Source organism: Paenibacillus sp. OK060 (assembly GCF_900101205.1).
GTDB lineage: Bacteria > Bacillota > Bacilli > Paenibacillales > Paenibacillaceae > Paenibacillus > Paenibacillus marchantiae.
On record NZ_FNFR01000001.1, the window covers coordinates 549,807 to 572,049 of the forward strand.

General features: G+C 47.9%; 19 protein-coding genes. 14 read left to right on the top strand and 5 right to left on the bottom strand.

Translation table 11 applies throughout. From position 1 onward, the window contains the following. The first annotated feature begins 38 nt into the window (after window positions 1-38). From BLS14_RS02590 to BLS14_RS02650, 13 genes are all read left to right on the top strand, one after another. Window positions 39-1,121 (top strand): lactonase family protein, encoded by a 1,083-nt coding sequence (locus BLS14_RS02590; protein ID WP_072732503.1) that lies wholly within the window; start codon window positions 39-41, stop codon window positions 1,119-1,121. A 406-nt stretch (window positions 1,122-1,527) separates the two neighbouring features. Beyond that, window positions 1,528-2,160, top strand: a complete 633-nt coding sequence (gene hxlA / locus BLS14_RS02595; RefSeq protein WP_063563327.1) for a 3-hexulose-6-phosphate synthase — start codon at window positions 1,528-1,530, stop codon at window positions 2,158-2,160. Window positions 2,161-2,165: 5 nt separating this feature from the next. Continuing rightward, window positions 2,166-2,729 carry a 6-phospho-3-hexuloisomerase gene (gene hxlB, locus BLS14_RS02600; RefSeq protein ID WP_090949316.1) on the top strand — a complete coding sequence of 188 codons (564 nt, stop codon included), beginning with the start codon at window positions 2,166-2,168 and terminating at the stop codon, window positions 2,727-2,729. A 285-nt stretch (window positions 2,730-3,014) separates the two neighbouring features. Continuing rightward, window positions 3,015-3,374: a winged helix-turn-helix transcriptional regulator gene (locus BLS14_RS02605; protein WP_063563329.1), complete on the top strand. Its 360-nt coding sequence runs from the start codon at window positions 3,015-3,017 to the stop codon at window positions 3,372-3,374. Between the two features lie 399 nt (window positions 3,375-3,773). After that, window positions 3,774-5,576: an oligoendopeptidase F gene (gene pepF / locus BLS14_RS02610; protein WP_079694556.1), complete on the top strand. Its 1,803-nt coding sequence runs from the start codon at window positions 3,774-3,776 to the stop codon at window positions 5,574-5,576. A gap of 117 nt (window positions 5,577-5,693) precedes the next feature. Next, window positions 5,694-6,200, top strand: a complete 507-nt coding sequence (locus BLS14_RS02615) for a DUF2500 domain-containing protein (RefSeq protein ID WP_256336127.1) — start codon at window positions 5,694-5,696, stop codon at window positions 6,198-6,200. 241 nt (window positions 6,201-6,441) lie between these two features. Beyond that, complete coding sequence (locus BLS14_RS02620; protein ID WP_090949319.1) at window positions 6,442-7,935, top strand: rhamnulokinase; 1,494 nt, start codon at window positions 6,442-6,444, stop codon at window positions 7,933-7,935. A gap of 1 nt (window position 7,936) precedes the next feature. Then, window positions 7,937-8,698, top strand: coding sequence for a DeoR/GlpR family DNA-binding transcription regulator (locus BLS14_RS02625; protein ID WP_090949321.1), 762 nt, complete (start codon window positions 7,937-7,939; stop codon window positions 8,696-8,698). A gap of 67 nt (window positions 8,699-8,765) precedes the next feature. Then, complete coding sequence (locus BLS14_RS02630; protein ID WP_063563333.1) at window positions 8,766-9,494, top strand: (Fe-S)-binding protein; 729 nt, start codon at window positions 8,766-8,768, stop codon at window positions 9,492-9,494. After that, on the top strand, window positions 9,491-11,008 hold the full coding sequence (locus BLS14_RS02635; RefSeq protein WP_090949323.1) for a LutB/LldF family L-lactate oxidation iron-sulfur protein: 1,518 nt from the start codon (window positions 9,491-9,493) through the stop codon (window positions 11,006-11,008). Before BLS14_RS02630 ends, BLS14_RS02635 begins: the two co-directional genes overlap by 4 nt. Further along, window positions 10,998-11,723: a LutC/YkgG family protein gene (locus tag BLS14_RS02640; protein ID WP_090949325.1), complete on the top strand. Its 726-nt coding sequence runs from the start codon at window positions 10,998-11,000 to the stop codon at window positions 11,721-11,723. Before BLS14_RS02635 ends, BLS14_RS02640 begins: the two co-directional genes overlap by 11 nt. A 260-nt stretch (window positions 11,724-11,983) precedes the next feature. Further along, window positions 11,984-12,538: a glutathione peroxidase gene (locus BLS14_RS02645; protein WP_090949327.1), complete on the top strand. Its 555-nt coding sequence runs from the start codon at window positions 11,984-11,986 to the stop codon at window positions 12,536-12,538. A 378-nt stretch (window positions 12,539-12,916) separates the two neighbouring features. Further along, the gene (locus BLS14_RS02650; RefSeq protein WP_090949329.1) at window positions 12,917-16,090 is read left to right on the top strand and encodes a bifunctional cytochrome P450/NADPH--P450 reductase; all 3,174 of its coding nucleotides are present in this window, start codon (window positions 12,917-12,919) and stop codon (window positions 16,088-16,090) included. Window positions 16,091-16,327: 237 nt separating this feature from the next. Here the strand turns inward: BLS14_RS02650 and BLS14_RS02655 are convergent, their stop codons facing one another. Beyond that, window positions 16,328-16,726, bottom strand: a complete 399-nt coding sequence (locus BLS14_RS02655; protein ID WP_064638911.1) for a hypothetical protein — start codon at window positions 16,724-16,726, stop codon at window positions 16,328-16,330. Window positions 16,727-16,846: 120 nt separating this feature from the next. On the opposite strand from BLS14_RS02655, the gene BLS14_RS02660 reads away from it, so the two are divergent. Next, the gene (locus BLS14_RS02660) at window positions 16,847-17,191 is read left to right on the top strand and encodes a hypothetical protein (RefSeq protein WP_063563339.1); all 345 of its coding nucleotides are present in this window, start codon (window positions 16,847-16,849) and stop codon (window positions 17,189-17,191) included. A gap of 119 nt (window positions 17,192-17,310) precedes the next feature. Here the strand turns inward: BLS14_RS02660 and BLS14_RS02665 are convergent, their stop codons facing one another. The 4 genes from BLS14_RS02665 to BLS14_RS02680 form a co-directional block, all read right to left on the bottom strand. Further along, a complete protein-coding gene (locus BLS14_RS02665) occupies window positions 17,311-18,957 on the bottom strand; it encodes an MGH1-like glycoside hydrolase domain-containing protein (protein WP_090949331.1) in 1,647 nt (548 codons plus the stop codon). Window positions 18,958-18,984: 27 nt separating this feature from the next. After that, window positions 18,985-20,301 (bottom strand): ABC transporter substrate-binding protein, encoded by a 1,317-nt coding sequence (locus BLS14_RS02670; protein ID WP_072732513.1) that lies wholly within the window; start codon window positions 20,299-20,301, stop codon window positions 18,985-18,987. 88 nt (window positions 20,302-20,389) lie between these two features. Continuing rightward, window positions 20,390-21,229, bottom strand: a complete 840-nt coding sequence (locus BLS14_RS02675; protein ID WP_090949333.1) for a carbohydrate ABC transporter permease — start codon at window positions 21,227-21,229, stop codon at window positions 20,390-20,392. Between the two features lie 5 nt (window positions 21,230-21,234). Beyond that, window positions 21,235-22,149, bottom strand: coding sequence for a carbohydrate ABC transporter permease (locus BLS14_RS02680; RefSeq protein ID WP_090949336.1), 915 nt, complete (start codon window positions 22,147-22,149; stop codon window positions 21,235-21,237). Window positions 22,150-22,243 lie beyond the last annotated feature (94 nt).

Below are 22,243 nucleotides of genomic sequence, written 5' to 3' on the forward strand. Positions count from 1 at the left end.
TGCAACCAGATTACATACACATAGAGGAGGAAACTGTAATGAGTGAATCAAAACGCTTGCTCGTATTGGTCGGCTCTTATGCCGAAGCGGAAAATGAGGGCATTTACGCATATGAATTGAATGAGGATACAGGTAACCTCTCCAAGCTTGACGGCATCGCGGGCGTGAAAAATCCAACGTTTGTAAACGTGGATGCTGAAGGTAATAAACTGTATGCGATCGGTGAGACGGCGTCTGCCGAAGGTAATAAAATGTCTGAAGCTGTAGCTCTGAGCATTGATCCTTCAACAGGAAAATTGTCATTGCTGAATCGTCATGACTCCATTTCGGCTCCACCATGTCATATCCAACGTGATCCTTCCGGACGTTACTTGATCCTTTCCAGCTACCACGGTGGTCTGGTGGGTCTGCAAGCCCTGACGGATAACGGTGAAGTTGGCGTGCTTCTGGATGAAAAGAAACATGAAGGCAAAGGTGCGCATCCTGAACGTCAGGACAAGCCGCATGTGCATTCTGCATTCTTCAGCCCGGATGGAAAATACATGATGGTACAGGATCTGGGTGCGGACAAAATCGCAATCTACTCCATTGATGCAGGCAAGAATGAACTCGTACTGCACAGTGAAACCAAAACACATCCGGGTGCAGGACCTCGTCACTTGGCATTTCATCCGAACGGTCAATTCGCCTATGTTATTAACGAAGTGGATTCTTCCATTACGACTTTCCGTTATGATGCAGCAGCAGGCACGTTGACAGAGGTTTCCACCGTGTCCACATTGCCTGACGGCTATGACGGCAGTGAAAACACAACAGCTGAAATCGCCGTATCAAACGATGGTCGTTTCGTATACGGTTCGAACCGCGGGCATGACAGCATCGTGGTATTTGCAGTAGACGCTGAAACAGGACATTTGAAACTGGTTGAGCATGTATCTGCTGAGGGTGAACACCCACGTCACTTTGCTTTGACTCCGAATGGCAAACTGCTGATCGCAGCTAACCGCGATACCAACAATATCGTTTCCTTTACAGTGGATCAGGAGAGCGGGCGTCTGAAATACACAGGCCACAGCACAGGTGTATCCAAGCCGGTATGCGTGAAACCTGTTTATCTGTAAATCCAAGATTTGAATGATTAACCGAGAGGTTTAAATACGTTTTCAGGATCAATTTGTATAATCTTGTTGACTTGATACTTTGGAAAGACCCTGTCCTTGTGGCGGGGTCTTTTTTGATGAGAAGAGGAGCACATGAATTCGCAGATAACCACATATGTGGATTGTGAACGATAACTTATTTTCGAATTTAAGTTCATATAACAATGTAATTCAATCAATAGTATCGTGCAAGTAACTACCTGACTTCAAAGTGCGTACTTCCTTAACGGATAGTCGGGTTCTACAATGAATGAGTAGCCATGACAAACATTGCATGCATCTGAACTGGCTGAACGGTGCAGGCTAAATATTTTAACATCCTTTACAGGATATACTCATACTCGAACAACAAAAGGAGAAATGAATCGTGAAATTGCAATTGGCATTGGACTTGGTAAACATCCCTGAAGGTATTGCACTTGTTAAAGAAGTTGAACAATATATCGATATCGTTGAGATTGGTACGCCAATCGTTATTAATGAAGGTTTGCACGCGGTAAAAGCGATGAAAGAAGCATTCCCTAATCTGCAAGTTCTTGCAGACCTTAAAATTATGGACGCTGGTGGTTATGAAATCATGAAAGCAGCTGAAGCTGGTGCGGATCTGATCACTGTGCTTGGGGCAACCAATGATAGTACGATCAAAGGTGCAGTAGCAGAAGCGAAGAAACAAAACAAACAAGTTCTTGTGGACATGATCAACGTGCCTAATCTTGAACAGCGTGCTCGCGAAGTTGATTCGCTTGGCGTAGATTACATCTGTGTACACACAGGTTATGACCTGCAAGCTGAAGGACAAAGCCCGTTCGAAGATCTGCAAACGATCAAACAAGCCGTGAAAAATGCAAAAACAGCTGTAGCTGGTGGCATCAAGCTGGAAACATTGCCTGAAGTGATCAAAGCACAACCGGATCTGGTGATTGTGGGTGGCGGTATCACTGGACAAGCAGACAAAGCTAAAGTAGCAGCTGAGATGCAACGTTTGGTTCAACAAGGGTAAGACAGATGAGCAGCCGACAATACGCAGTGGACATCTTGAAGGAGCTGGAACGTACGCTAAGCCAGATCGACGACTCGGAGATGCAGGCCATGGCGGAACATATTCTGGCTGCCGAACAGATTTTTGTGGCAGGCGCAGGCCGATCCGGTCTGATGGGAAAGGCTTTTGCGATGAGATTGATGCAGATGGGTCTGCGGGTATATGTAGTTGGGGAGACCGTTACGCCAGGGATCTCTCCGAAAGACTTCCTCTTGTTATGCTCAGGCTCAGGGGAGACAGGCAGTCTGGCAGCGATGGCTCAGAAGGCCAGTAAAGCAGGTGCTCCTGTGGGTCTGATCACAATTAAACCAGAGTCCACCATTGGACAGCTGTCCGATACCGTGGTTCGTCTCCCTGCCTCTGCCAAAGAGGATACGGCGACCGCCGGAACCGAAGTGACCATTCAGCCGATGGGCTCTCTGTTTGAACAGGGGCTGCTGCTGAGCATGGATGCACTGGTGCTCACCATGATGGAATTGAAGAGTATGACTGGAGCAGACATGTTTGGGCGTCATGCCAACCTGGAATAGACCATATGTCATAAACTTGATGAAGTAGAATAGATGGAAGACCGGAATACCCTTAAACAAGAGGGAGTTCCGGTCTTTTCTGCTATCGTTGTTTGTGGTCTGATTCGGGGTTTGCTTAACATCAGAGTCTTGCTGTAGTAGAATGTATACAAGCTGTATCGAACCAATGAACCCGTTATATGATACAAGGGAGCGGCAAGTTCTCCTGTTGCGGAGTGTTCTTGTGATATGCGAAATGCATTTTAGCGATATAATATTGAGTGGAAGAAAAGGGGGCTCGGAGCCATGGCAACCGAAGTCAAGGAACGCATCAACTTGAAAGAGATCAACTGTGAGAAAGAATTGACCCTTGCTGTTATTGGCGGCAAATGGAAACTGATTATTTTATGGCATCTGGGTCTTGAAGGCACCAAACGTTTCAGTGAATTGAAGCGATTGATTCCTCATATTACCCAAAAGATGCTGACCAACCAGTTGCGTGAGCTGGAGGAAGACAAGCTAATTGAGCGCAAGGTGTATGCAGAAGTACCTCCTCGTGTGGAATATACGATGACGGATCACGGACAGAGCCTGATGCCCGTGCTGCATGCGATGTATAACTGGGGTAAAAACTATGGTGAAAATGTAATTTGGAAATCAGAATAAGTTATAGTCAGACGAACCGCCGGGTAAATGGACACTTCCATTACCTGGCGGTTTTTCTTTCCCTCTAATTCACTGACAGTTTTAAAAAAGTTTTCTTGAAACGTAGAAGGCAGAAATAGCCTGAAGAAGCGAAGCGTTAGCCTAAAAGCTTCTGAAAGAAAGCTGCATCGGAAGCATATGCTTATCCCCGGATTTCCCCTTTAGAAAAGGGATCAAAAAATCTGGGGATAACAGCGATCGGAAGGTTATTCTTCCGTCGGAGTGGTAAGTGTGAATATTTTTTAGTCCAATCTATAATCCCTTGAACCAAAAGGCTCATTTTAGGATATGTAAGGCATAAATGCTCCGAATATGATACGATGAGAGATATTGGAAATGCAAGGAGGAGGACAGTTAACGATGGAAAAAATACGTACACGCGATGAAGTAAACCAAGAGACTACCTGGGACTTGCGAGACTTGTTTGGGACAGACGCAGAGTGGGAGCAGGAGCTTAGATCACTGCCTGAAGCTGCTGCCCATATCGAAACATTTAAAGGACATCTGGGCGAAGGCGCTGAGCAGCTGCTGGCCTGTCTGGATGCCCGCGAAGCTTTGCAGGAACGCATTAGCAAAACAGCTTCATATGCCCGGCTGAAACAGTCGGAGGACAGTACCAATCCCGTGAATATTGAGAATTCAGCCAAGGCGGGAGACATCTTATCGAATTTGTCGTCGTCCTTGTCTTTTGTGAATTCCGAGATCGTGGATCTTCCGGATGGAACGGTTAAACGTTATATTGAAGAACTTCCGGGTTTGCAGCCGTATGCCCGCAGTTTGGATCGTCTAATTCAGGAAAAGGCACATCGTCTTTCGCCCGAAACGGAGAAGGTACTCGCTTCCCTCGGGGAAGTGCTGGACTCGCCATACCGGATCTATCTGCGTGGTAAATTAGCAGACATGACGTTTGACGATGCACTTGATGGCGATGACAATAACCGCCCGCTGTCCTGGTCATTCTATGAGAATAATTATGAAATGTCATCGGATACAAAGCTGCGCCGCTCTGCGTATGCTGCATTCAGCTCCAAGCTGAATGATTACAAAAATACGTTTGCTGAAGGTTACGCAACCGAAGTGAAGAAACAGGTCGTCATGTCCAGGCTGCGTGGATATGATGATGTTACAGATATGCTGCTCAGCCCGCAGCAGGTAAGCAAAGAGATGTATAACAATGTACTGGACATCATCCAGCAGGAACTCGCACCTCACATGCGCAGACTGGCAGCTCTCAAGAAACGTGAGTTAGGTCTGGACAAGCTGATGTTCTGTGATCTGAAAGCACCACTGGACCCTGAATTCAGCCCTGCCATTACATATGAGGAAGCCTGCACGCTCATTCGTGAAGCTCTTGCCGTGATGGGACCGGAATATGGCGACATTGTGGAGCGTGCATTTAGTGAGCGCTGGGTAGATTACGCAGATAATGCGGGCAAATCGACAGGAGCTTTTTGTTCGTCCATATATGGTTCTCATTCCTATATCCTGATCTCATGGGCAAACAATATGCGCGGAGCATTTACACTTGCCCATGAAGTGGGACATGCTGGACATTTCATGCTTGCCGGGCATTACCAACGTCTTACGAATACACGACCGTCCCTCTATTTCATAGAGGCGCCTTCGACAATGAATGAAATGCTGCTGGCAGATCATTTGTTGAAACGTTCTGATAATCCGAGAATGCGTCGTTGGGTCATTTTGCAATTGCTCAATACGTATTACCATAACTTTGTTACGCATCTGCTTGAAGGTGAATTGCAGCGTCAGGTGTACGCACTCGCAACTAAGGATGAACCTATCACAGCGAAGACGTTAAGTCAGCTGAAAGGCAACATTCTCTCCGAGTTCTGGGGGCCTGATCTGGTGATTGATGAAGGGGCGAAATTGACCTGGATGAGACAGCCTCATTATTATATGGGATTGTATCCATATACATATGCAGCAGGTCTGACGGCATCTACCGCTGCTGCACAGCTGATTCGGGAAGAGGGGCAGCCTGCCGTTGATCGGTGGCTTGATGCATTGAAAGCGGGAGGAAGCCTTGATCCGCAAGAGCTGATGAAGCTTGCGGGTGTGGACATGTCTGGACCTGAGCCGATTCGTGCTGCTGTTGCCTATGTTGGCAGTCTGGTCGATGAACTTGAACGTCTGTATTCGTAATCAGGTTCATATAGTATACGGACAAGGCTTGTAGGGTTGTCTGCGTGCACCGTCTCCTTGGCAGGGGGCGGTGCATCTTAATTTGCAGGGAGAAGGGAACGATGATGAATGACGTCATTGAGCATATCTTCATCACTGGGCTGGTTAAGCATGGATGGCTTCGGTATTTTTGATGACATGAATGATGTTCCGGGATTTGAGGGCAATCAGAGTGGTTTTTTTGCTGGATTCAATGAGTTTGGAGCAATGAGTGCGTTTGGATCCATTTTTATCGGTGGCGTTTTTCTCATCATTGCTGGTGTCATTGTTTATGCCATTATTTCAGGGGTACGCACATGGTCATCGAATAATGCATCAGCGCTGTTAACCTTGCATTCAACGATTGTGGCAAAGCGAACTAGAGTTAGCGGGGGAACAGGGGACAGCAGGGCTTCCACTTACTATTACATTACATTTGAGCTCGACAACGGTGAACGGGTAGAACTGAACGTAGGTGGGAGTGACTACGGTATGCTTGTGGAACATGACCGAGGCATGCTGACATATCAGGGGACCAGGTTTAAGCATTTTGAAAGAGATGTGCAGCCCCAGTCCGGTGTTAGTAAAAACAGCTTTTATACGTAAAATAACAGGAAGGCGGCTCCTCCCGAGTGGAGAGAGTCGTTTTTGGTATGGGTAAAAGAAACCAATCACAGGGTATTCAAACGCTTACAATGATGATATACTCGTAAAATAAAGCAAAACAGTATAAAACAAAAATAAACAAACAACAAAATAAAGAATAAAGTGCAGAGCAGCTATGATTGAAATCAAGAAATATTCAAGAGCGAAAATATAGTATGGGATGAAGGGCTGGTGAAGAGCGGTGAGTGTGCTGGCGTATGATTTGGGTGCTGGAAGCGGGAGAGCACTGCTGGGTCATCTGAATGATCGGGGAATGGAAACGATGGAGATCCATCGGTTCAAGAATGAACCGGTAAAAGCGGGGGAGCGGCTGCACTGGGATATATTGAGGCTGCACCATGAATTGCTGGAAGGGCTGAACCATGTTAAACAAAAGGGAGAGCAGCCTGAAAGTCTGGGGATTGATTCCTGGGCGGTTGATTTTGGACTACTTGGGAGTCATGGTGAATTGTTGGGCAATCCATATCATTACCGTGATGCACAATTTAACGGCATGATGGATCAGGTGCGTAAGGAATTGACCTCTCAGCGAATTTTCGAACGCACAGGCATCCAGTTTCTTAGCTTTAACACACTGTACCAGTTGGCTACGCTTAAGCGGAAAGGCTCCCCACTGCTTAACGAAGCGGAGCGTTTCCTCATGATCCCCGATCTGCTTCGTTACTTTCTGACCGGTGAAGCGGTGAATGAGTTTACCAACGCCACCACAACACAGCTATACAATCCAACCATAGGGCATTGGGACAGTGAACTGCTTGCACATATCGGTATTTCGGAGACACTGTTCGGAGAAGCAGTCATGCCAGGTACTCGAGTGGGGCAGCTGCGCAGCAGCATTTGCAGTGATCTTGGCTTATCTGCCATTCCGGTTATTGCGGTTGCAGAGCATGACACAGGTTCGGCGGTTGTGGCTGTTCCGGCAACAGAGCGTTCATTTGCTTACCTAAGCTGCGGAACCTGGTCACTTATGGGCACGGAGATTGATCACCCCGCCATCAGTTCCGAGAGTTTGGCGCTCAACTTTACGAATGAGGGCGGGGCAGGCGGTACGTTCCGTTTGCTTAAGAACATCATGGGCCTGTGGATTTTGCAAGAATGCATGCGTGAATGGGAACGGAAAGGACAGGGAATCAGCTATGCGGAGTTACTGAGCAGGGCGGAACTTGCTCCTCCATTTGCGAGTCTGTTTGATCCCGATGATGAGCGGTTTATGCCAGCAGGGGATATGACCTCTCGTATACAACAATATTGCCGTGATACAGGGCAGACTGAGCCGCAAGATCAGGGGGCTATTGCCCGTTCTATTCTGGAGAGCCTTGCACTGAAGTATCGGAGGGTGCTGGAATGGACAGAACAACTGTCCAGACAGTCTTTTAATGGATTGCATATGGTCGGTGGTGGCATTCAGAATCGCTTGTTATGTCAGTGGACAGCCAATTCCATTGGCAAACCGGTATGGGCGGGGCCAGCAGAAGGTAGTGCGATCGGGAACATGGCTGTACAGTGGATGGCAAGCGGAGCCTTTAAGGATATATGGGAAGCCCGCAAGGTCATTCGTGATTCATTCCCAGTTACTGATTATGAACCAAAGGACAGACCCATCTGGGAAGAGGCCTACGGCAGATTCCTAAGGTTGACGGCTTCGCCCAAATCACAAGCCGGGAGCGAGGTGTAACATGCTGGCAGCAGAGCGCTATGACCGGATTGTGGAGATGGTTAATGTTAAGGGCAGCATGCGTGTATCCGAGCTTAGTGAGCACTGCCGGGTAACAGAAGAGACCATTCGGCGTGATCTCGACCGGCTGGAGCAAGCAGGGCGACTGCGCCGTTCCCATGGTGGCGCTGTCAGCGTGAAGGAAGAGCAGCCGGAGATCCCTTACCGGGTAAGGGAAACAACACATGCAGAGGAAAAGAAAAGAATTGCCCAATCGGCTCTATCCATGATTCGTCCGGGTGACCGAATTCTACTGGATGCCAGCACGACAGCAGGGTATATGGCGGCCAATATGCCAGATATGCCATTGACCGTATTGACCAACTCCATACAGGTAGCCACCGAACTGAGCAGCAGGGACAAGATTGAAGTCATCTCGACTGGTGGCCAGTTGGCCCAACGATCTCTGTCTTTTGTTGGTCCGCTCGCCGAACGTTCCCTGGAGACATATCATGTCGATAAATTGTTCCTCTCTTGTAAAGGTGTGCATCTGGAAGGTGGCGGAATCAGTGAATCCAATGAGCTTCAGGCACGGTTGAAGCAGAAAATGGTCGGTATATCCGACCAGGTCATTTTGCTTGCAGATACGAGCAAGTTTGGGGTTCGTGCATTTGCCCGGGTAACCGGGTTAAATGCGGTTCATGCGGTGATCACGGATCAGTCGCTTGGTGATGATTTGATAGAACGACTGAACAGCTATGATGTCTCAATCACAAGGGTATAAAACAATACGGTATTTGATACTTATATGCGTTATAACAACAATTCATCAGTTATAGGAGCGTGTAATCATGAAGGTCTCCTTATTCATTACCTGCCTCAGCGATGCCATATATCCCCGCGTGGGGGAGGCGATGGTGAGATTGCTCGCCGCTCATGGCGTTCGGTTGGATTTCCCGCCCGTGCAGACCTGCTGCGGTCAGCCTTCCTACAACAGCGGGTATTGGGATGAGACACGGGTAGCCGCCAAAACGATTCTGGAAGCCTTTGATGATAGTGATTTTGTCGTCTGTCCCTCGGGCTCCTGTACGTACATGATTCATCATTATCCCGAGCTGTTTGTCGATGAACCTGTGTGGCTGGAGAAGGCTAAACGTTTGGAAGCCAAAGCCTACGAATTCACGCAGTTCCTCGTTCAGGTGCTTGGCATCACGGATTTGGGTGCACATTTTCCGCATAAGGTTACATACCATCCCTCCTGTCATGGCAGTCGTTTGTTAGGCGTAAAGGATGAGCCTATGGCATTACTTTCGGCAGTAAAAGGTTTGGAATTTGTTCCCCTTCCTTACGGAGAGGATTGCTGCGGCTTTGGGGGTACCTTTGCCATCAAAATGCCGGATATATCTGGTGCCATGGTCACAGAAAAGGTAGATCACATCAAAGAAACGGAAGCTGAAGTATTGGTAGGACTGGATATGGCCTGTCTAATGAATATCGCAGGTAATCTGCGGTATCGGAATGAACCAGTGCGTGTGATGCATTTGGCCGAACTGCTCTATGAGGGGGTGCAAACAGGATGAGTCAACCCGGTGTAATGGATGTTACCGTCAAAGAACGTGCAGAACTGGCTTTGAATGATGACTTCCTGCGGAAAGCCGTCAAGTTTACGACAGAGCGATTGCGTAATGGCAAGAAGTCCGCATCCGAAGAACATGGCAACTGGGAAGAATGGCGCGAACGTGGACGTCAGATTCGTCTGCATACGATCGCACATCTGGATTATTACCTGAATGAATTCGTCAATAATGCACGTGCCAATGGAGTTCATATTCATTTTGCGGATACTTCGGTAGAGGCAGCCGCAATAGCACTTGATATTGCGGCTCACAAGCAGGCTTCTACCGTGGTAAAATCCAAGTCCATGGTGTCCGAGGAAGTGCATCTCAACCATGTATTGGAATCCGCAGGTATTGAAGCAATAGAGACCGATCTGGGCGAATATATCATTCAATTGGCGGGTGAAGCCCCATCCCATATCGTCATTCCGGCTATTCACAAAAATCGATACCAGATTGCGGACCTGTTGTCCAAGGAAGCGGGAGAAATTCTGGAACCGGACACCACCGTACTTGCCGGATTTGTACGCAAAAAGCTGCGTGAGAAGTTTCTTGAAGCAGAAATAGGCATGACCGGCTGCAATTTTGCGATTGCGGAAACGGGTTCCATGGTCCTATTCGAAAATGAAGGCAATGCCCGTATGGTATCCACCGTGCCAAAAACACAGATTACCTTAATGGGCATGGAGCGTATCATTCCATCCTGGACGGATCTCGAGGTGATGGCAACCTTACTGCCACGCTCCGCGACAGGTCAAAAATTGACGATGTATATGTCAGGTATAACCGGCCCTCGCCGAACAGAAGACGGGGACGGGCCAGATGAAATGCACATTATTATCGTGGATAATGGACGTTCACTTCAGTTGGGTGATCCCGAGTTTCAGGAGCTGTTGAACTGTATTCGTTGTGGTGCATGTTTGAACGCTTGTCCGGTATATCGTCATATCGGCGGGCATGCCTATGGTGGAACCTACAGTGGACCGATTGGAGCGGTACTTACACCTGCACTCAATGGCAACATCGATGAATGGAACGACATCGCGGGTGCTTCCAGTCTGTGCGGAGCCTGTTATGAAGCCTGTCCTGTCAAAATTCCGCTGCATGATATGCTCGTATATTTACGTAGACGCAAGGTGGAAAAGGGCCATGGCAATAAGCTTGAGAGCGCTGGTATGAAAGGTTTTGCAGCGGTTGTATCCAATTCTAAACGATTCGGAGCGGCTATACGTCTCGGACAGATTGGTCAGAAAGCCATTGTTCGGAATAACGGAATTTCACTTAAACTTGGGCCCCTCAAAGGCTGGAACAGCTATCGGGTTGCGCCAAGCCTCGCGAAGCGTTCCTTCCGGCAGCAATGGAACAAGTTGGATCAGGAGCTGAATCAGGAGAAGAAAGAAATGGATTCTTCCGTTCGGGATCGAATGGAACAGATTCTGCGTGAGCGCGAGGGGGGTGGTGGTCAACATGAACACTGAACATCAGGAATGGCTGGAGCAATTGGAGAAGAAGTCTCGTGCGAAGCAAGAGAACTTTATGAATGACATCGCCTCCAAATTGAGAAGACCTCGGCAGACACATGCTCCGACTCAACCTTTTCGCGGTGCACCCGCATTCTGGACGGATTTGGAGTGGGACATAGATAAGCGCATACAGGCATTCACCGATAATTTTGTGAGTGTAGGTGCTCATATTGCACGGGTAAAAGACATTGGCGAAGCCTCGGACTTTATCGCTAATAAATCTAATGAATTGAGTGCGAAATATATCATACGTCAGAATGAACAGGCACTGACGGATCTTGGATTGGAAGAGCAACTTCCCGATGTGCAGATTTCTGTATGGAACAGCAAAGCAGAGGAGAACTGGAAGGCACGGGCAGCCGAGGCAGATATCGGTGTAGTAATGGCGGATTATGCCACAGCATATACGGGTTCTGTCACGGTGCTTTCTTCGCCAGAAAAGGGACGCTCAGTGAGTCTATTGCCAACCGTACTCATCATTATTATTCCAGTTGAACGGCTCTACACCAGACTTGGTGAAACGCTTGATCGATTCGATGAAGCGGGAAGAGAGAATCTTCCGGCAGGCATACATTTTATTTCCGGTCCTAGTCGTTCTTCTGATATTGAAAATGATTTGACGATTGGTGTTCATGGGCCGGGGATTGTATATGGTCTTATTATGGGTTAGCTACATTTCGAAATGCACAACCTTAACGAATGACTGTCCAAAAGCAGCTTTTTGTCTGCGAAGGGCAGTTTTTTCTATGTCTAGTATGTCCATTATGAAAGGGATCATGAGCCATTCAATCATATGGCAGTAGATAAAAATATTCTATAGATAAAAACTATTAATATTATAATTATTATATATTTAACCTATCAAGAGAAGCGGCGTATAATCCATTCCAAGATAGGTTCATGTGAGAACCGACCAAGGAGGCGTTATGAATGAGTATATTTTCTTATCAGGTTCCATTCATGGATGGACACGTGGGCGATTTATCTGTTTTTGAGGGGAAAGTGCTACTTATCGTGAATACAGCCAGCAAGTGCAGTTACTCTCGACAATTTACGGAGCTTCAACACCTGTATGAGCAGTATCGTGATCAAGGACTGGAGATCCTGGCGTTTCCCTGTGATCAGTTTAATCAGAAGGAGCCGGGCAACAATGATGAGATAGCTCAGTATTGTAGGAATCATTTTCATATATCCTTTCCGATTTTTGAGAAGATCGAGGTTACCGGACAGTCCATACATCCTTTGTTTCGCTATCTGGTCGATACAGCCCCATTTGAGGGTTATGACATGGAATCGGAAGAAGGTTGGTGGATGGATCAATTCCTAGAGGAGAAACATCCCGAATTATACCGGGGAGACGGGATCAAATGGAATTTTACCAAATTTCTGATTAATCGAACCGGGGAAGTGAGTGGTCGCTATGAGACTACGGTTGCACCGATAGAGATGGAGTCAGCGATTCGGAACCTGCTGAGACAGGCCTAGTTTGAGTTTAATGAACTGTGTATCTTCGAAATTCTAGTTTTCGTTCAGAGCAAAATAATCTCTATATGGAGGGACCAAAGGGGAAATTTACTCATGCCAATTCGGATGGATACCCATTGGTCCTAAGACTTTGAGACTGTTGAAGATTAGGACTGGAAATGTTAGGGTAAAAGAAAGATAACGAAGGAACCCATTTTTTTTAATCTAAACTGACCAATATACCATTTTGGTCAGTTGGTTCCGGTATGAATTTCAGGTTATCTGGATGAAATATGAAAATTTGCAGAAAATGTAGTCATGTCTGTTGATCTGAAGTCGTAATTGAACAAAAGTATTATTTTTTAGTCGAACGTAACACTTGGAAGAGGAGTGAGTATTATGGCGCAAATTTCAGTTCCCCAACCCAAAACTTTTGGGCCTTTAGGAAACTTACCACAGTTAAATACCGATGAGCCTGTACAATCCCTGGTGAAACTCGCTGAAGAGTATGGCCCCATTTTTCGAATGGATTATCCTGGCCGAAGTGAATTGTATATTTCAGGTCACGAACTGGTAGCCGAGGTAACCGACGAATCCAAATTCGATAAACGGGTATGGGCACCGCTGGAGAAGGTACGTGCATTTGCCGGAGATGGCCTGTTTACGAGTTGGACTCAAGAACCGAATTGGAAAAAAGCTCACAATGTGTTGCTGCCCAGCTTCAGCCAGCGTGCGATGCAGGGATATCACAACAAAATGATTGATCTCGCTGTACAACTCGTGCAGAAGTGGTCCAGATTGAATCCGGATGAGACGGTTAACGTACCTGATGATATGACTCGTCTCACCCTGGATACGATTGGATTGTGTGGATTCAACTACCGATTTAACAGCTTTTACCGGGAAGAACCGCATCCCTTCATTACCAGTATGGTTCGAGCACTAGACGAATCGATGAGTTCGTTGCAGCGTTTGCGTCTGCAAGACAAGCTGATGATCACGAAAAAGAAACAGTTTGAGCAGGATATCCGTTCGATGTACTCTCTGGTGGATCATATTATTGCGGAGCGCAAGGAGCAGCCCCAGGAAGGGGCGGACGATCTGTTGTCCCATATGCTTAGTGGCAAGGACCCGGAAACCGGGGAAACGCTGGACGATGAAAATATCCGTTACCAGATCATCACCTTCCTGATTGCTGGACATGAGACGACGAGTGGCCTGTTGTCCTTTGCCATCTATTATTTAATGAAAAACCCGGATACCCTTGCCAAGGCTCAAGCTGAAGCAGATCAGATTCTGAAAGATCCGGTTCCGACATACAATCAGGTCCGCAATCTGAAATATGTTCGTATGGTTTTGAACGAAGCATTGCGGTTGTGGCCTACGGCTCCGGCATTCTCCTTATACGCGAAGAAAGATCTTGTTCTGGACGGGAAATATCCTTTGCAAAAAGGGGATAGTGTCAGTGTACTCATTCCCAAGCTGCACCGGGACCGCGACGCTTGGGGAGACGATGTGGAGGAATTCCGTCCGGAACGGTTCGAAGATCCGAGCAAGGTGCCACATGACGCCTATAAACCATTTGGTAATGGTCAGCGGGCCTGCATTGGTCAGCAATTCGCCCTTCAGGAAGCAACACTTGTGCTAGGAATGGTCCTGAAGCATTTTGAATTCATCGATCATGCGGACTATCAGTTGAAAGTGAAAGAAACGTTGACGCTCAAACCCGATAACTTCACGATTCGTGTTCGTGCACGCGGGGGGCAACCGGTCATGGCTGTTCCGGGTGTTGCCGTGGAGGAACCGACTCCGGTTGCCAAAAGACAAGAGCCGGATACAGCAAATGCCCATCACACCCCGATGCTTGTCCTATATGGATCTAATCTTGGGACTGCGGAAGGCATTGCGCGTGAAATCGCAGATACCGCAAGATATCAGGGCTTCCGCAGCGAGGTGGCTACCCTGGATGATCGTGTAGGCAAACTTCCGAAGGAAGGCGTCGTCATCATTGTGAGCGCATCCTACAATGGTCAGCCACCAAGCAATGCCAAGGATTTCGTCGAGTGGATTGAACATGCGGATGCAGGGGAATTCCAAGGCGTTCGATTCTCCGTTCTCGGATGTGGGGATCACAACTGGGCCAGCACGTACCAGCGTATCCCGCGTTTGATTGATGAGCAGTTATCTTCCAAAGGAGCAGAACGGTTATCACCGATCGGAGAAAGTGATGCCAGCGGGGACTTTGAGAAACAGGTTGGAGACTGGACCGAGCAGCTATGGCCGGATTTGGCACGAACTCTGGGCCTCAAGTTGAACACAAGCTCAGGTAGTGAGCGCAGTTCCTTGTCAGTACAGTTTGTCAGCGGACTGGCGGTAACGCCGCTCGCGGATACGTATGATGCACATGTTGCTGAAGTGCTTGAGAATCGGGAACTTCATGATGCGGGCAGTGAACGAAGCACACGTCATCTGGAGATTAAACTGCCTGAAGGCGCAACGTATAAAGAAGGCGATCACCTGGGCATTTTGCCGCAAAACCCGTCTGAGCTCGTAGAACGAGTACTGAAACGATATGGATTCACAGGTACGGAACATCTGGTTCTGGATGCCTCTGGTCGCAGCGCAGCTCATCTGCCATTGCACCAACCGGTTAGTCTGGTCGATCTGCTCAGTCACAGTGTGGAGCTTCAGGAAGCGGCAACTCGGGCCCAACTGAGGGAGCTGGCGGCGTACACGGTGTGCCCACCGCATAAGAAGGAGCTCGAAGCGCTTCTTGATGAGTCTGTTTACATGGAAGAAGTGCGTAAGAAACGCATATCCATGCTGGATTATTTGGTGAAATACGAAGCATGTGAGCTGCCTTTCGAACGGTTTTTGGAACTGCTGCCTTCCCTGAAAGCCCGATATTATTCAATCTCCAGTTCACCGCGAGTGCAGCCTGAGCAGGCCAGCATAACCGTCAGCGTAGTGCGTGCTCCGGCGTGGAGTGGTCAGGGAGAATATAAAGGTATAGCGTCCAACTATCTGGCGAACTTGAAGCCGGGTGAAGAGGTTGTCATGTTCATACGCACGCCTGAGTCCGGGTTCGAACTGCCAGAAACTGCAGAGGCTCCGATCATTATGGTTGGTCCGGGGACGGGCGTAGCTCCATTCCGTGGTTTCCTTCAGGCAAGACGTGTACTGAAGGAACAGGGTGAGAAGGTTGGCGAGGCCCATCTGTATTTTGGATGTCGCAACCCTGAACATGATTATTTATATAAAAATGAACTCGAAACTGCGGAGCAAGAGGGCCTTGTCCAGCTTCATACCGCCTTCTCCCGCGTGGACGGGGAAGAGAAATGTTACGTGCAGCATCTAATGAGAGATGATGCCCACAAACTGATTCCTCTGCTCGAACAGGGTGGACATCTGTATGTTTGCGGCGATGGCAGCAAGATGGCACCTGATGTTGAAGCAACACTCAAGAAAGCGTACGCTGATGTCAGCGGCAACTCCACAGAGGAAGCCGATGCGTGGTTAGAACGTTTGCAGCAGGAAGGTCGTTATGCCAAGGATGTGTGGACAGGCATCTGAGTGATACGTTCCTGATTCCAATGATTATTGATAGGCATCTGCGCGGTGAGACACAGAAGGGTTCTGTGCTCACCGCTTTTTGCTATGGCACAATATCCGAGCAGACCAATGCAGGTATGAGTTATACTAGGGAATAGAAATATGCATATCATGACATGGGGTTGACCCAGGGCATGGATCGTTTCTCTCATTGGGCGATTGCTGGCACAGATATGAATTCAGCGATGTCTGGTCTCATTATTTCTTCTTTTTATTCGTTGGACGATAGATCGATTCGACCTGAGTTAGCGGAAAGAGAATACGTGAGGAGAATTTACCTTTTCCCTGCAGCTCAATGTAATCCAGTCCAACACCAACAAGTCGGATATTGTTAAATGCGTTTCCGGATGGGAATACCGTGCGGATGCCTACCCGTATGCCTCGCCGTGCTCGTGGTACATCAAATACACGAATGGAAAACAAACTGAGTGGAATAAATAACTGCCGATTGACTTTGATGAAATTGCGCGGAAATACTTTTCTAATTATTCCAGGTTCCAGACCAGACAATGGAGCATTCAATTCTGCCAGATGTCCCTGGAACTCGGCCAGACGCTGTTGAAGTGTTTTTCCTGTATGAAGTTGGTGCCAATTCATAAGCAATCCTCCGTTCGCCATTTATACCTACTATATGAATGGACGAGGGCAAGAGGTGAGCGAAATGGCGCCCATGTTACTCATGATAAGGTACAACTTAAGATATAGGGAGTGATTCAGATGGACGTGGAAATGTATAAAGACCTCATTCGGGATGAACGTGGCAACTATTATATCGCGGTACAGATAGAGGGTAATGAGCTTACGCTTGTCAACGCATTTGTTGAAGCATCGTTTACACCGGAACTGATCTATAATGAAGAATTTCGTAATAAACATAAAGAGATGGAAGGCGGCTTTGTAGGCAAAATTGCAATGGACCTTCTCCGGCATGATGTGGTCATGGGTTTGAAACAAATGGACAGAAAGCTGCTGGAGCTTTCGGAAGTTGAACAGAAGTACACGGTGAACTATATAGATACGATTGAGTTCTATCGCCACCCTGCGTGGGAGCGGAAAGCATAAGCGAAGGCTCATTTTCGTGGACAGTCCATTAGGATAGTAAAATCGTAAAAGCGCAAGTACAGGGGAGCTACCCTTGCCACTTGCGCTTTTGGCGTTGCAACTATTCATCGGGAAACGCACTAGCGATAGGAAGGATAGATGATGCCGATATCCCGTTCTGTTTTCAAGCTTCCCTCTATATACCGCTGGAGTTCATTTCCTTTGATTCGAATCGGAATGGAATTCCCTCGATAGATCAGTTCACCCTCAATCGTGCGCACGCTCATTCCGATGACGCCTTCCAAATGTCCACCCTGATCCGTAATTAACCGAATTCCTGCTGGCCCCTCCATAAGAATCTTACCATCCTGATATACCGTTACCTGTTCTGGCGTGTTCACCAATTCAAAATGCAGCCCATTCACCGTACGGCTGTACGCCGTATGACCAGCGACTTCTTCGCCATGATCCATGTCGATGGGGAGAAGACCGGTAAACCACAGTTGGTCCGATCCAACCGGCATGATGCCGCATAACCGTTCCACATAATCAAGCAGGCAAAGAATGGAGGGGGAATAGGTTTCCGTAAAACCCTCCTCCCCGGTCCATGGGCTTAAAGCCTGCGCAAAGCGCGTTGCTTTGGAAAGGGACGACAAGATGGGTTGCAGTACCCAGGTCAATTCCACATAGCGATGGTGATATTCAAAAGCATGTGGTGCACGGATCAGACTCAGGAAGTTGGATGCTCCACCCCAGCTGTTATAAGAGGAGAACGGATCGAACCGTGGATCATCCATCGACATGGAGGTAAACGGGTATTTGGCAAAAAACTTACTTGTATTCAGCAAATACCGGCGCAGCATGTTATCAAACAATTCACGGTCGCCCACCTCGCAGGCCATCACGCGCAGCAGCACATCGGACTGTACCCTGACGAATTCGTCATTGCGATTCCTGTCGTAGAAGAACATATCCTCTTCGTCATAACAGTAGCGGAAGAGACTTTCCAGACTGGCTTCAGCTTTTGCTTTCCAATCAACACCAGACTCCCCAAGTTCCTCAGCCATTCGGGATAAATACATGCGCTGGCAATATATATTGGCGGTTAAGTCTGGTGCCAAAAAAGGCAGGACCGGAGAGTCTGGATGGAAGGACGCAGCATCATTCATATATGGTGTATCCGGGACATGCCAGAACCGTGGGGACAGATCATGCCCGGTATCAAAGGTGCTAAATGCCTCCACACAGCCGGTCCCTCGGGTATTGCGATACGTTGCAATCCATTCGTCGTATTGTACCATGGCCTTGTACATGGTCTTCAGGAAGGAACGGTTCTTTCCATGAAGCAGGTAGTGGTTCCATACGCTTCGTGCCAATGGTGTAACGAGCTGAATCTGGCGAAAGGATGGACCGTTCTCCGTTAGCTTATAAGGCAGTAATCCATCTTCTCTTTGGTGTCGGGCAAAAGCAAGATAGGTCGTTTCCGATACGGAAGGAATTAGACGTGACAGCAGCTCCGCATTAATGGTGCCCGTACTCTCTAGCCAACAACCCAGATAGATGCCACCTTCCTGAAGAATGGGCTCACTGCCGTTCAGGGGCACAATGCAAGTCAGTAACTTCTCCAATGCGGAATAATAAGTCGCTTCCAATCGTCCGCCGGATGCCGCGAATCGAACACCCGACGCCTGCCATTCCAGTATTAACTTTTGATCTTCCGGTTTACCTGGCTGCACATGATCGTGGATCGAGATTTGACGCAGCTTGTTCGGCAGGGCTTCTGTCATGTCGACCTCCTTATAGCTAGCGGTTATTTATTGATTGGATTCAAAGATTCGTACGGTGCCATTATAGAAGTCAGTCACGGCTTGCTCCACACTTTTTCGGCCAAAGCCGATTTCCTGGTTGGTTGTCTGGGCCAGCTTGGAGAATTCAGCGAATCCCGGTGGATTATAGCTCACGTCAAAAGGCTCCGTTTTTGTAGCTTCAGATACAAAGCTGGTGTAATTATATACAATCTCCTCAACAGGTCCCGCTTCTTGCTGAAGCAGATTGCGGTTGGCTTCCGTAACGGGCACGCCGCGGTCGTTGCCGAGAATTTTGGCTGCGTCCGGATCATTAATCCAGAAATCCATCAGGATCGCGACTTCTTTTGCATGTTTGGTATTCGCATAACCGGACAACCCCTGACTGGATTCAAATACAACCCCAGTTCCTTTTGGACCCCGTGGTACAGGCAAAAGAATTAACTTATCTTCTGTGAGACTCTGGAAAGCAGCCAGTTGATTCGAAGGAAGCAGGCTCATAGCCGCCTTGCCCGTAATAAGCAAGGATTTACTCGTATCATCCGGTGGGTTGGAAACCTGCAATTCAGGCGTGACCACACCTCCGGATTTGGAAGCCTGCTCCCAGTAAGTGAACCATTCCAAAATGTCTTCTTTTGCAAATCCGAGCGTGCCATTCTTCATATCATATAGCTGTTTGCCGCGTTGTTTCAAAAAGATGTCCATACCGTCAACTGTGAAATTATAGGTTCCATAAAAGCCCTTACCGAGCTTGTCGGATAGCTCTTTGCTGATTGCAGCATAATCTTCCCAAGTCCAATCTGAAGCTGGCAAAGGGATTCCCGCTTGATCGAATAGCGCTTGATTAACGACAATACCCCGTGCATTCGCACCTGCGGAAATATGCTGCAGCTTCCCATCAAGACGCCCATATTCAACCATGGTGGCATCCATGCCATCCAGATTCAGTTCACTACCGACATAAGGGTCCAGGTTCAAAAGCACATCCTTTTTGGCGTAGTCAACCACATTACCCCCAAGGAAGAAAATATCCGGTGCTGTGCCTGACGCCAGCTGTGTATTCAACTTGTCGAAATATCCGGAGGAAGGGGCAAATTCACCTACAATTTTAATATTCGGATGTTTCTCCTGAAAAACCTTCAGGGCTTCGTTCGTAATATCTGCCCGTTTTTGATCGCCCCACCACATCATGCGCAGTTCGACTTGCCCGTCTTCAGCGGTCTTTGTTCCTTTCTGCTCATCAGCGCCGGTATGATCCGTTCCAGAGCAGGCAGTCACCAATAACAGGAGTGAAGCTATAACAGTGATCATTAATCGTTTGAACATGAGAAATCCCCCTGACAATGGATAATGAAAAAAATAATATCTGTTGTACACGTATTGCGTCTGGACAGGTATTTTCGTAATTTCGTAATCACTTCAGCCCAGTCGTTGCAATCCCCTCTAGAAAATAACGCTGAAATACCAGAAAGATGATGGTCACAGGCAGCAGAGACAGCGTGGACATGGCGAGCAGTGCGCCCCAATCCGATTGTCCCGATGGATCAAACAATGACCGAATACCCAGCTGTACGGTAAACAGATCAATTTTGCTCAGGTAGATCATCTGGCTAAAGAAGTCATCCCAGCTCCAGATGAAGGTGAAGATCGCTGTTGTGATCAGTGCAGGAACGAGAAGAGGCACCACGATTCTGAAAAAAATCTGAGATTGCCCGCAACCGTCAATGGTTGCACTCTCGTCCAGCTCCCGTGGAATACCACGGATGAATTGAACCATGAGCAGAATGAAGAAGGAATCCTGTGCCAGCCACTTGGGCAGAATGAGCGGGAAATACGTATTAATCCAATGCAGCTCGTCATACAGAATGTACTGAGGTACCAGGGTTACATGGTAAGGAAGCATGATGGTGACCAGCATAATGCTGAACCACAGGCCTTTGAACTTGAACTTTAATCTGGAAAAGGCGTAGGCTGCAAGGGAACAAGAAATCACATTTCCCAGCACACTCATGACTGAGATCAGTGCCGAGTTGCCGAAGAAGCGGCCAAACGACACCCCTTGCAATCCTTTCCAGCCATTCACAAAATGATCGAGGGTGAAGCTGGTTGGAATCAGGCTGCTATTGGTGAAGATGAGATGATTCGGTTTAAATGAACTGAGAATTAACCATAACACCGGATACAACATCAACAGACCGAAGAGGATAATGGCGACATGCCTCCCGGCTTGAACTAAACGTCGCTTTAGTGGCATGTGTACTATCTCCCTTCCTGATTGTCGCCGTAGAACACCCAGAATTTCGAGGTGAGGAAGACGATTGCGGTGAATACCCCGATAATGACCAGCATGATCCACGCCAGGGCAGAAGCATAACCCATATCAAAGAACGAGAAGCCTTTCAGATACAGATACAAGGTATAGAACATTGTGGCGTCGAGCGGGCCTCCGCGTCCATCCCCGATCACATAAGCGGGTGTAAAGGCTTGAAACGAATTAATCATGCTCATGATCAGGTTGAAAAAAATAACAGGCGAGAGCATCGGAAGTGTGATGCCGAAGAATTGGCGTACCTTTCCGGCCCCGTCAACGTCCGAAGCTTCATATAAATCGGCTGGAATTTGCTTTAGGCCGGCCAGGAAGATAACCATGGCCGAACCAAACTGCCATACAGAGAGTGTAATGATCGTATAGACCACATAATCGGGATGGGCAATCCAGGCGGGTCCGGTGATTCCGAACCAACTCAGAAACTGATTGACCAAGCCACTTCCTTCGAAAATCTGACGCCAGACGATCGCAATAGCGACGCTGCCTCCCAATAGGGAAGGGATGTAATACACGGTTCGGTATAAGCCGAGTCCCCGAATCCCTTTGTTCAGCGCCATTGCTACAAGCAGGGCGAAGGCAAGCCTTAGCGGAACAGATAGAAATACATAATAAAATGTTAGCCCCAAAGATCTGCGAAAGGTATCGTCTTCGGTAAAAATCTGGACATAGTTGCTGAGCCCCGTCCACGTTGGTGATGTTAACAAATTAAATTTCGTCAAGGACAGGTAGAGCGACGCAACCATCGGTCCGAGTGTCAGACAGAAAAGTCCGATGAGCCAGGGCAGCAGAAACAAATAGGCAGTCATATTCTGCTGGCCGTATAACGGCATGGACAGCTTTCTCATCATAGGCCTCCCTTCAGGGTTGGATGTGAATTCGTGATCACCGCAGAATTGAATCCGCTTACAATATTTACGGTGATTCTCTTGGTAAATTCAT

Coding starts and splice junctions, on each gene's coding strand:
- BLS14_RS02655 (WP_064638911.1), bottom strand. CDS start 16,726: ATGAATTGGCACCAACTTCATACAGGAAAAACACTTCAACAGCGTCTG.
- BLS14_RS02630 (WP_063563333.1), top strand. CDS start 8,766: ATGAAGGTCTCCTTATTCATTACCTGCCTCAGCGATGCCATATATCCC.
- BLS14_RS02645 (WP_090949327.1), top strand. CDS start 11,984: ATGAGTATATTTTCTTATCAGGTTCCATTCATGGATGGACACGTGGGC.
- hxlB (WP_090949316.1), top strand. CDS start 2,166: ATGAGCAGCCGACAATACGCAGTGGACATCTTGAAGGAGCTGGAACGT.
- BLS14_RS02625 (WP_090949321.1), top strand. CDS start 7,937: ATGCTGGCAGCAGAGCGCTATGACCGGATTGTGGAGATGGTTAATGTT.
- BLS14_RS02665 (WP_090949331.1), bottom strand. CDS start 18,957: ATGACAGAAGCCCTGCCGAACAAGCTGCGTCAAATCTCGATCCACGAT.
- BLS14_RS02670 (WP_072732513.1), bottom strand. CDS start 20,301: ATGTTCAAACGATTAATGATCACTGTTATAGCTTCACTCCTGTTATTG.
- pepF (WP_079694556.1), top strand. CDS start 3,774: ATGGAAAAAATACGTACACGCGATGAAGTAAACCAAGAGACTACCTGG.
- BLS14_RS02660 (WP_063563339.1), top strand. CDS start 16,847: ATGGACGTGGAAATGTATAAAGACCTCATTCGGGATGAACGTGGCAAC.
- BLS14_RS02650 (WP_090949329.1), top strand. CDS start 12,917: ATGGCGCAAATTTCAGTTCCCCAACCCAAAACTTTTGGGCCTTTAGGA.
- BLS14_RS02640 (WP_090949325.1), top strand. CDS start 10,998: ATGAACACTGAACATCAGGAATGGCTGGAGCAATTGGAGAAGAAGTCT.
- BLS14_RS02675 (WP_090949333.1), bottom strand. CDS start 21,229: ATGCCACTAAAGCGACGTTTAGTTCAAGCCGGGAGGCATGTCGCCATT.
- BLS14_RS02635 (WP_090949323.1), top strand. CDS start 9,491: ATGAGTCAACCCGGTGTAATGGATGTTACCGTCAAAGAACGTGCAGAA.
- BLS14_RS02590 (WP_072732503.1), top strand. CDS start 39: ATGAGTGAATCAAAACGCTTGCTCGTATTGGTCGGCTCTTATGCCGAA.
- BLS14_RS02680 (WP_090949336.1), bottom strand. CDS start 22,149: ATGAGAAAGCTGTCCATGCCGTTATACGGCCAGCAGAATATGACTGCC.
- BLS14_RS02605 (WP_063563329.1), top strand. CDS start 3,015: ATGGCAACCGAAGTCAAGGAACGCATCAACTTGAAAGAGATCAACTGT.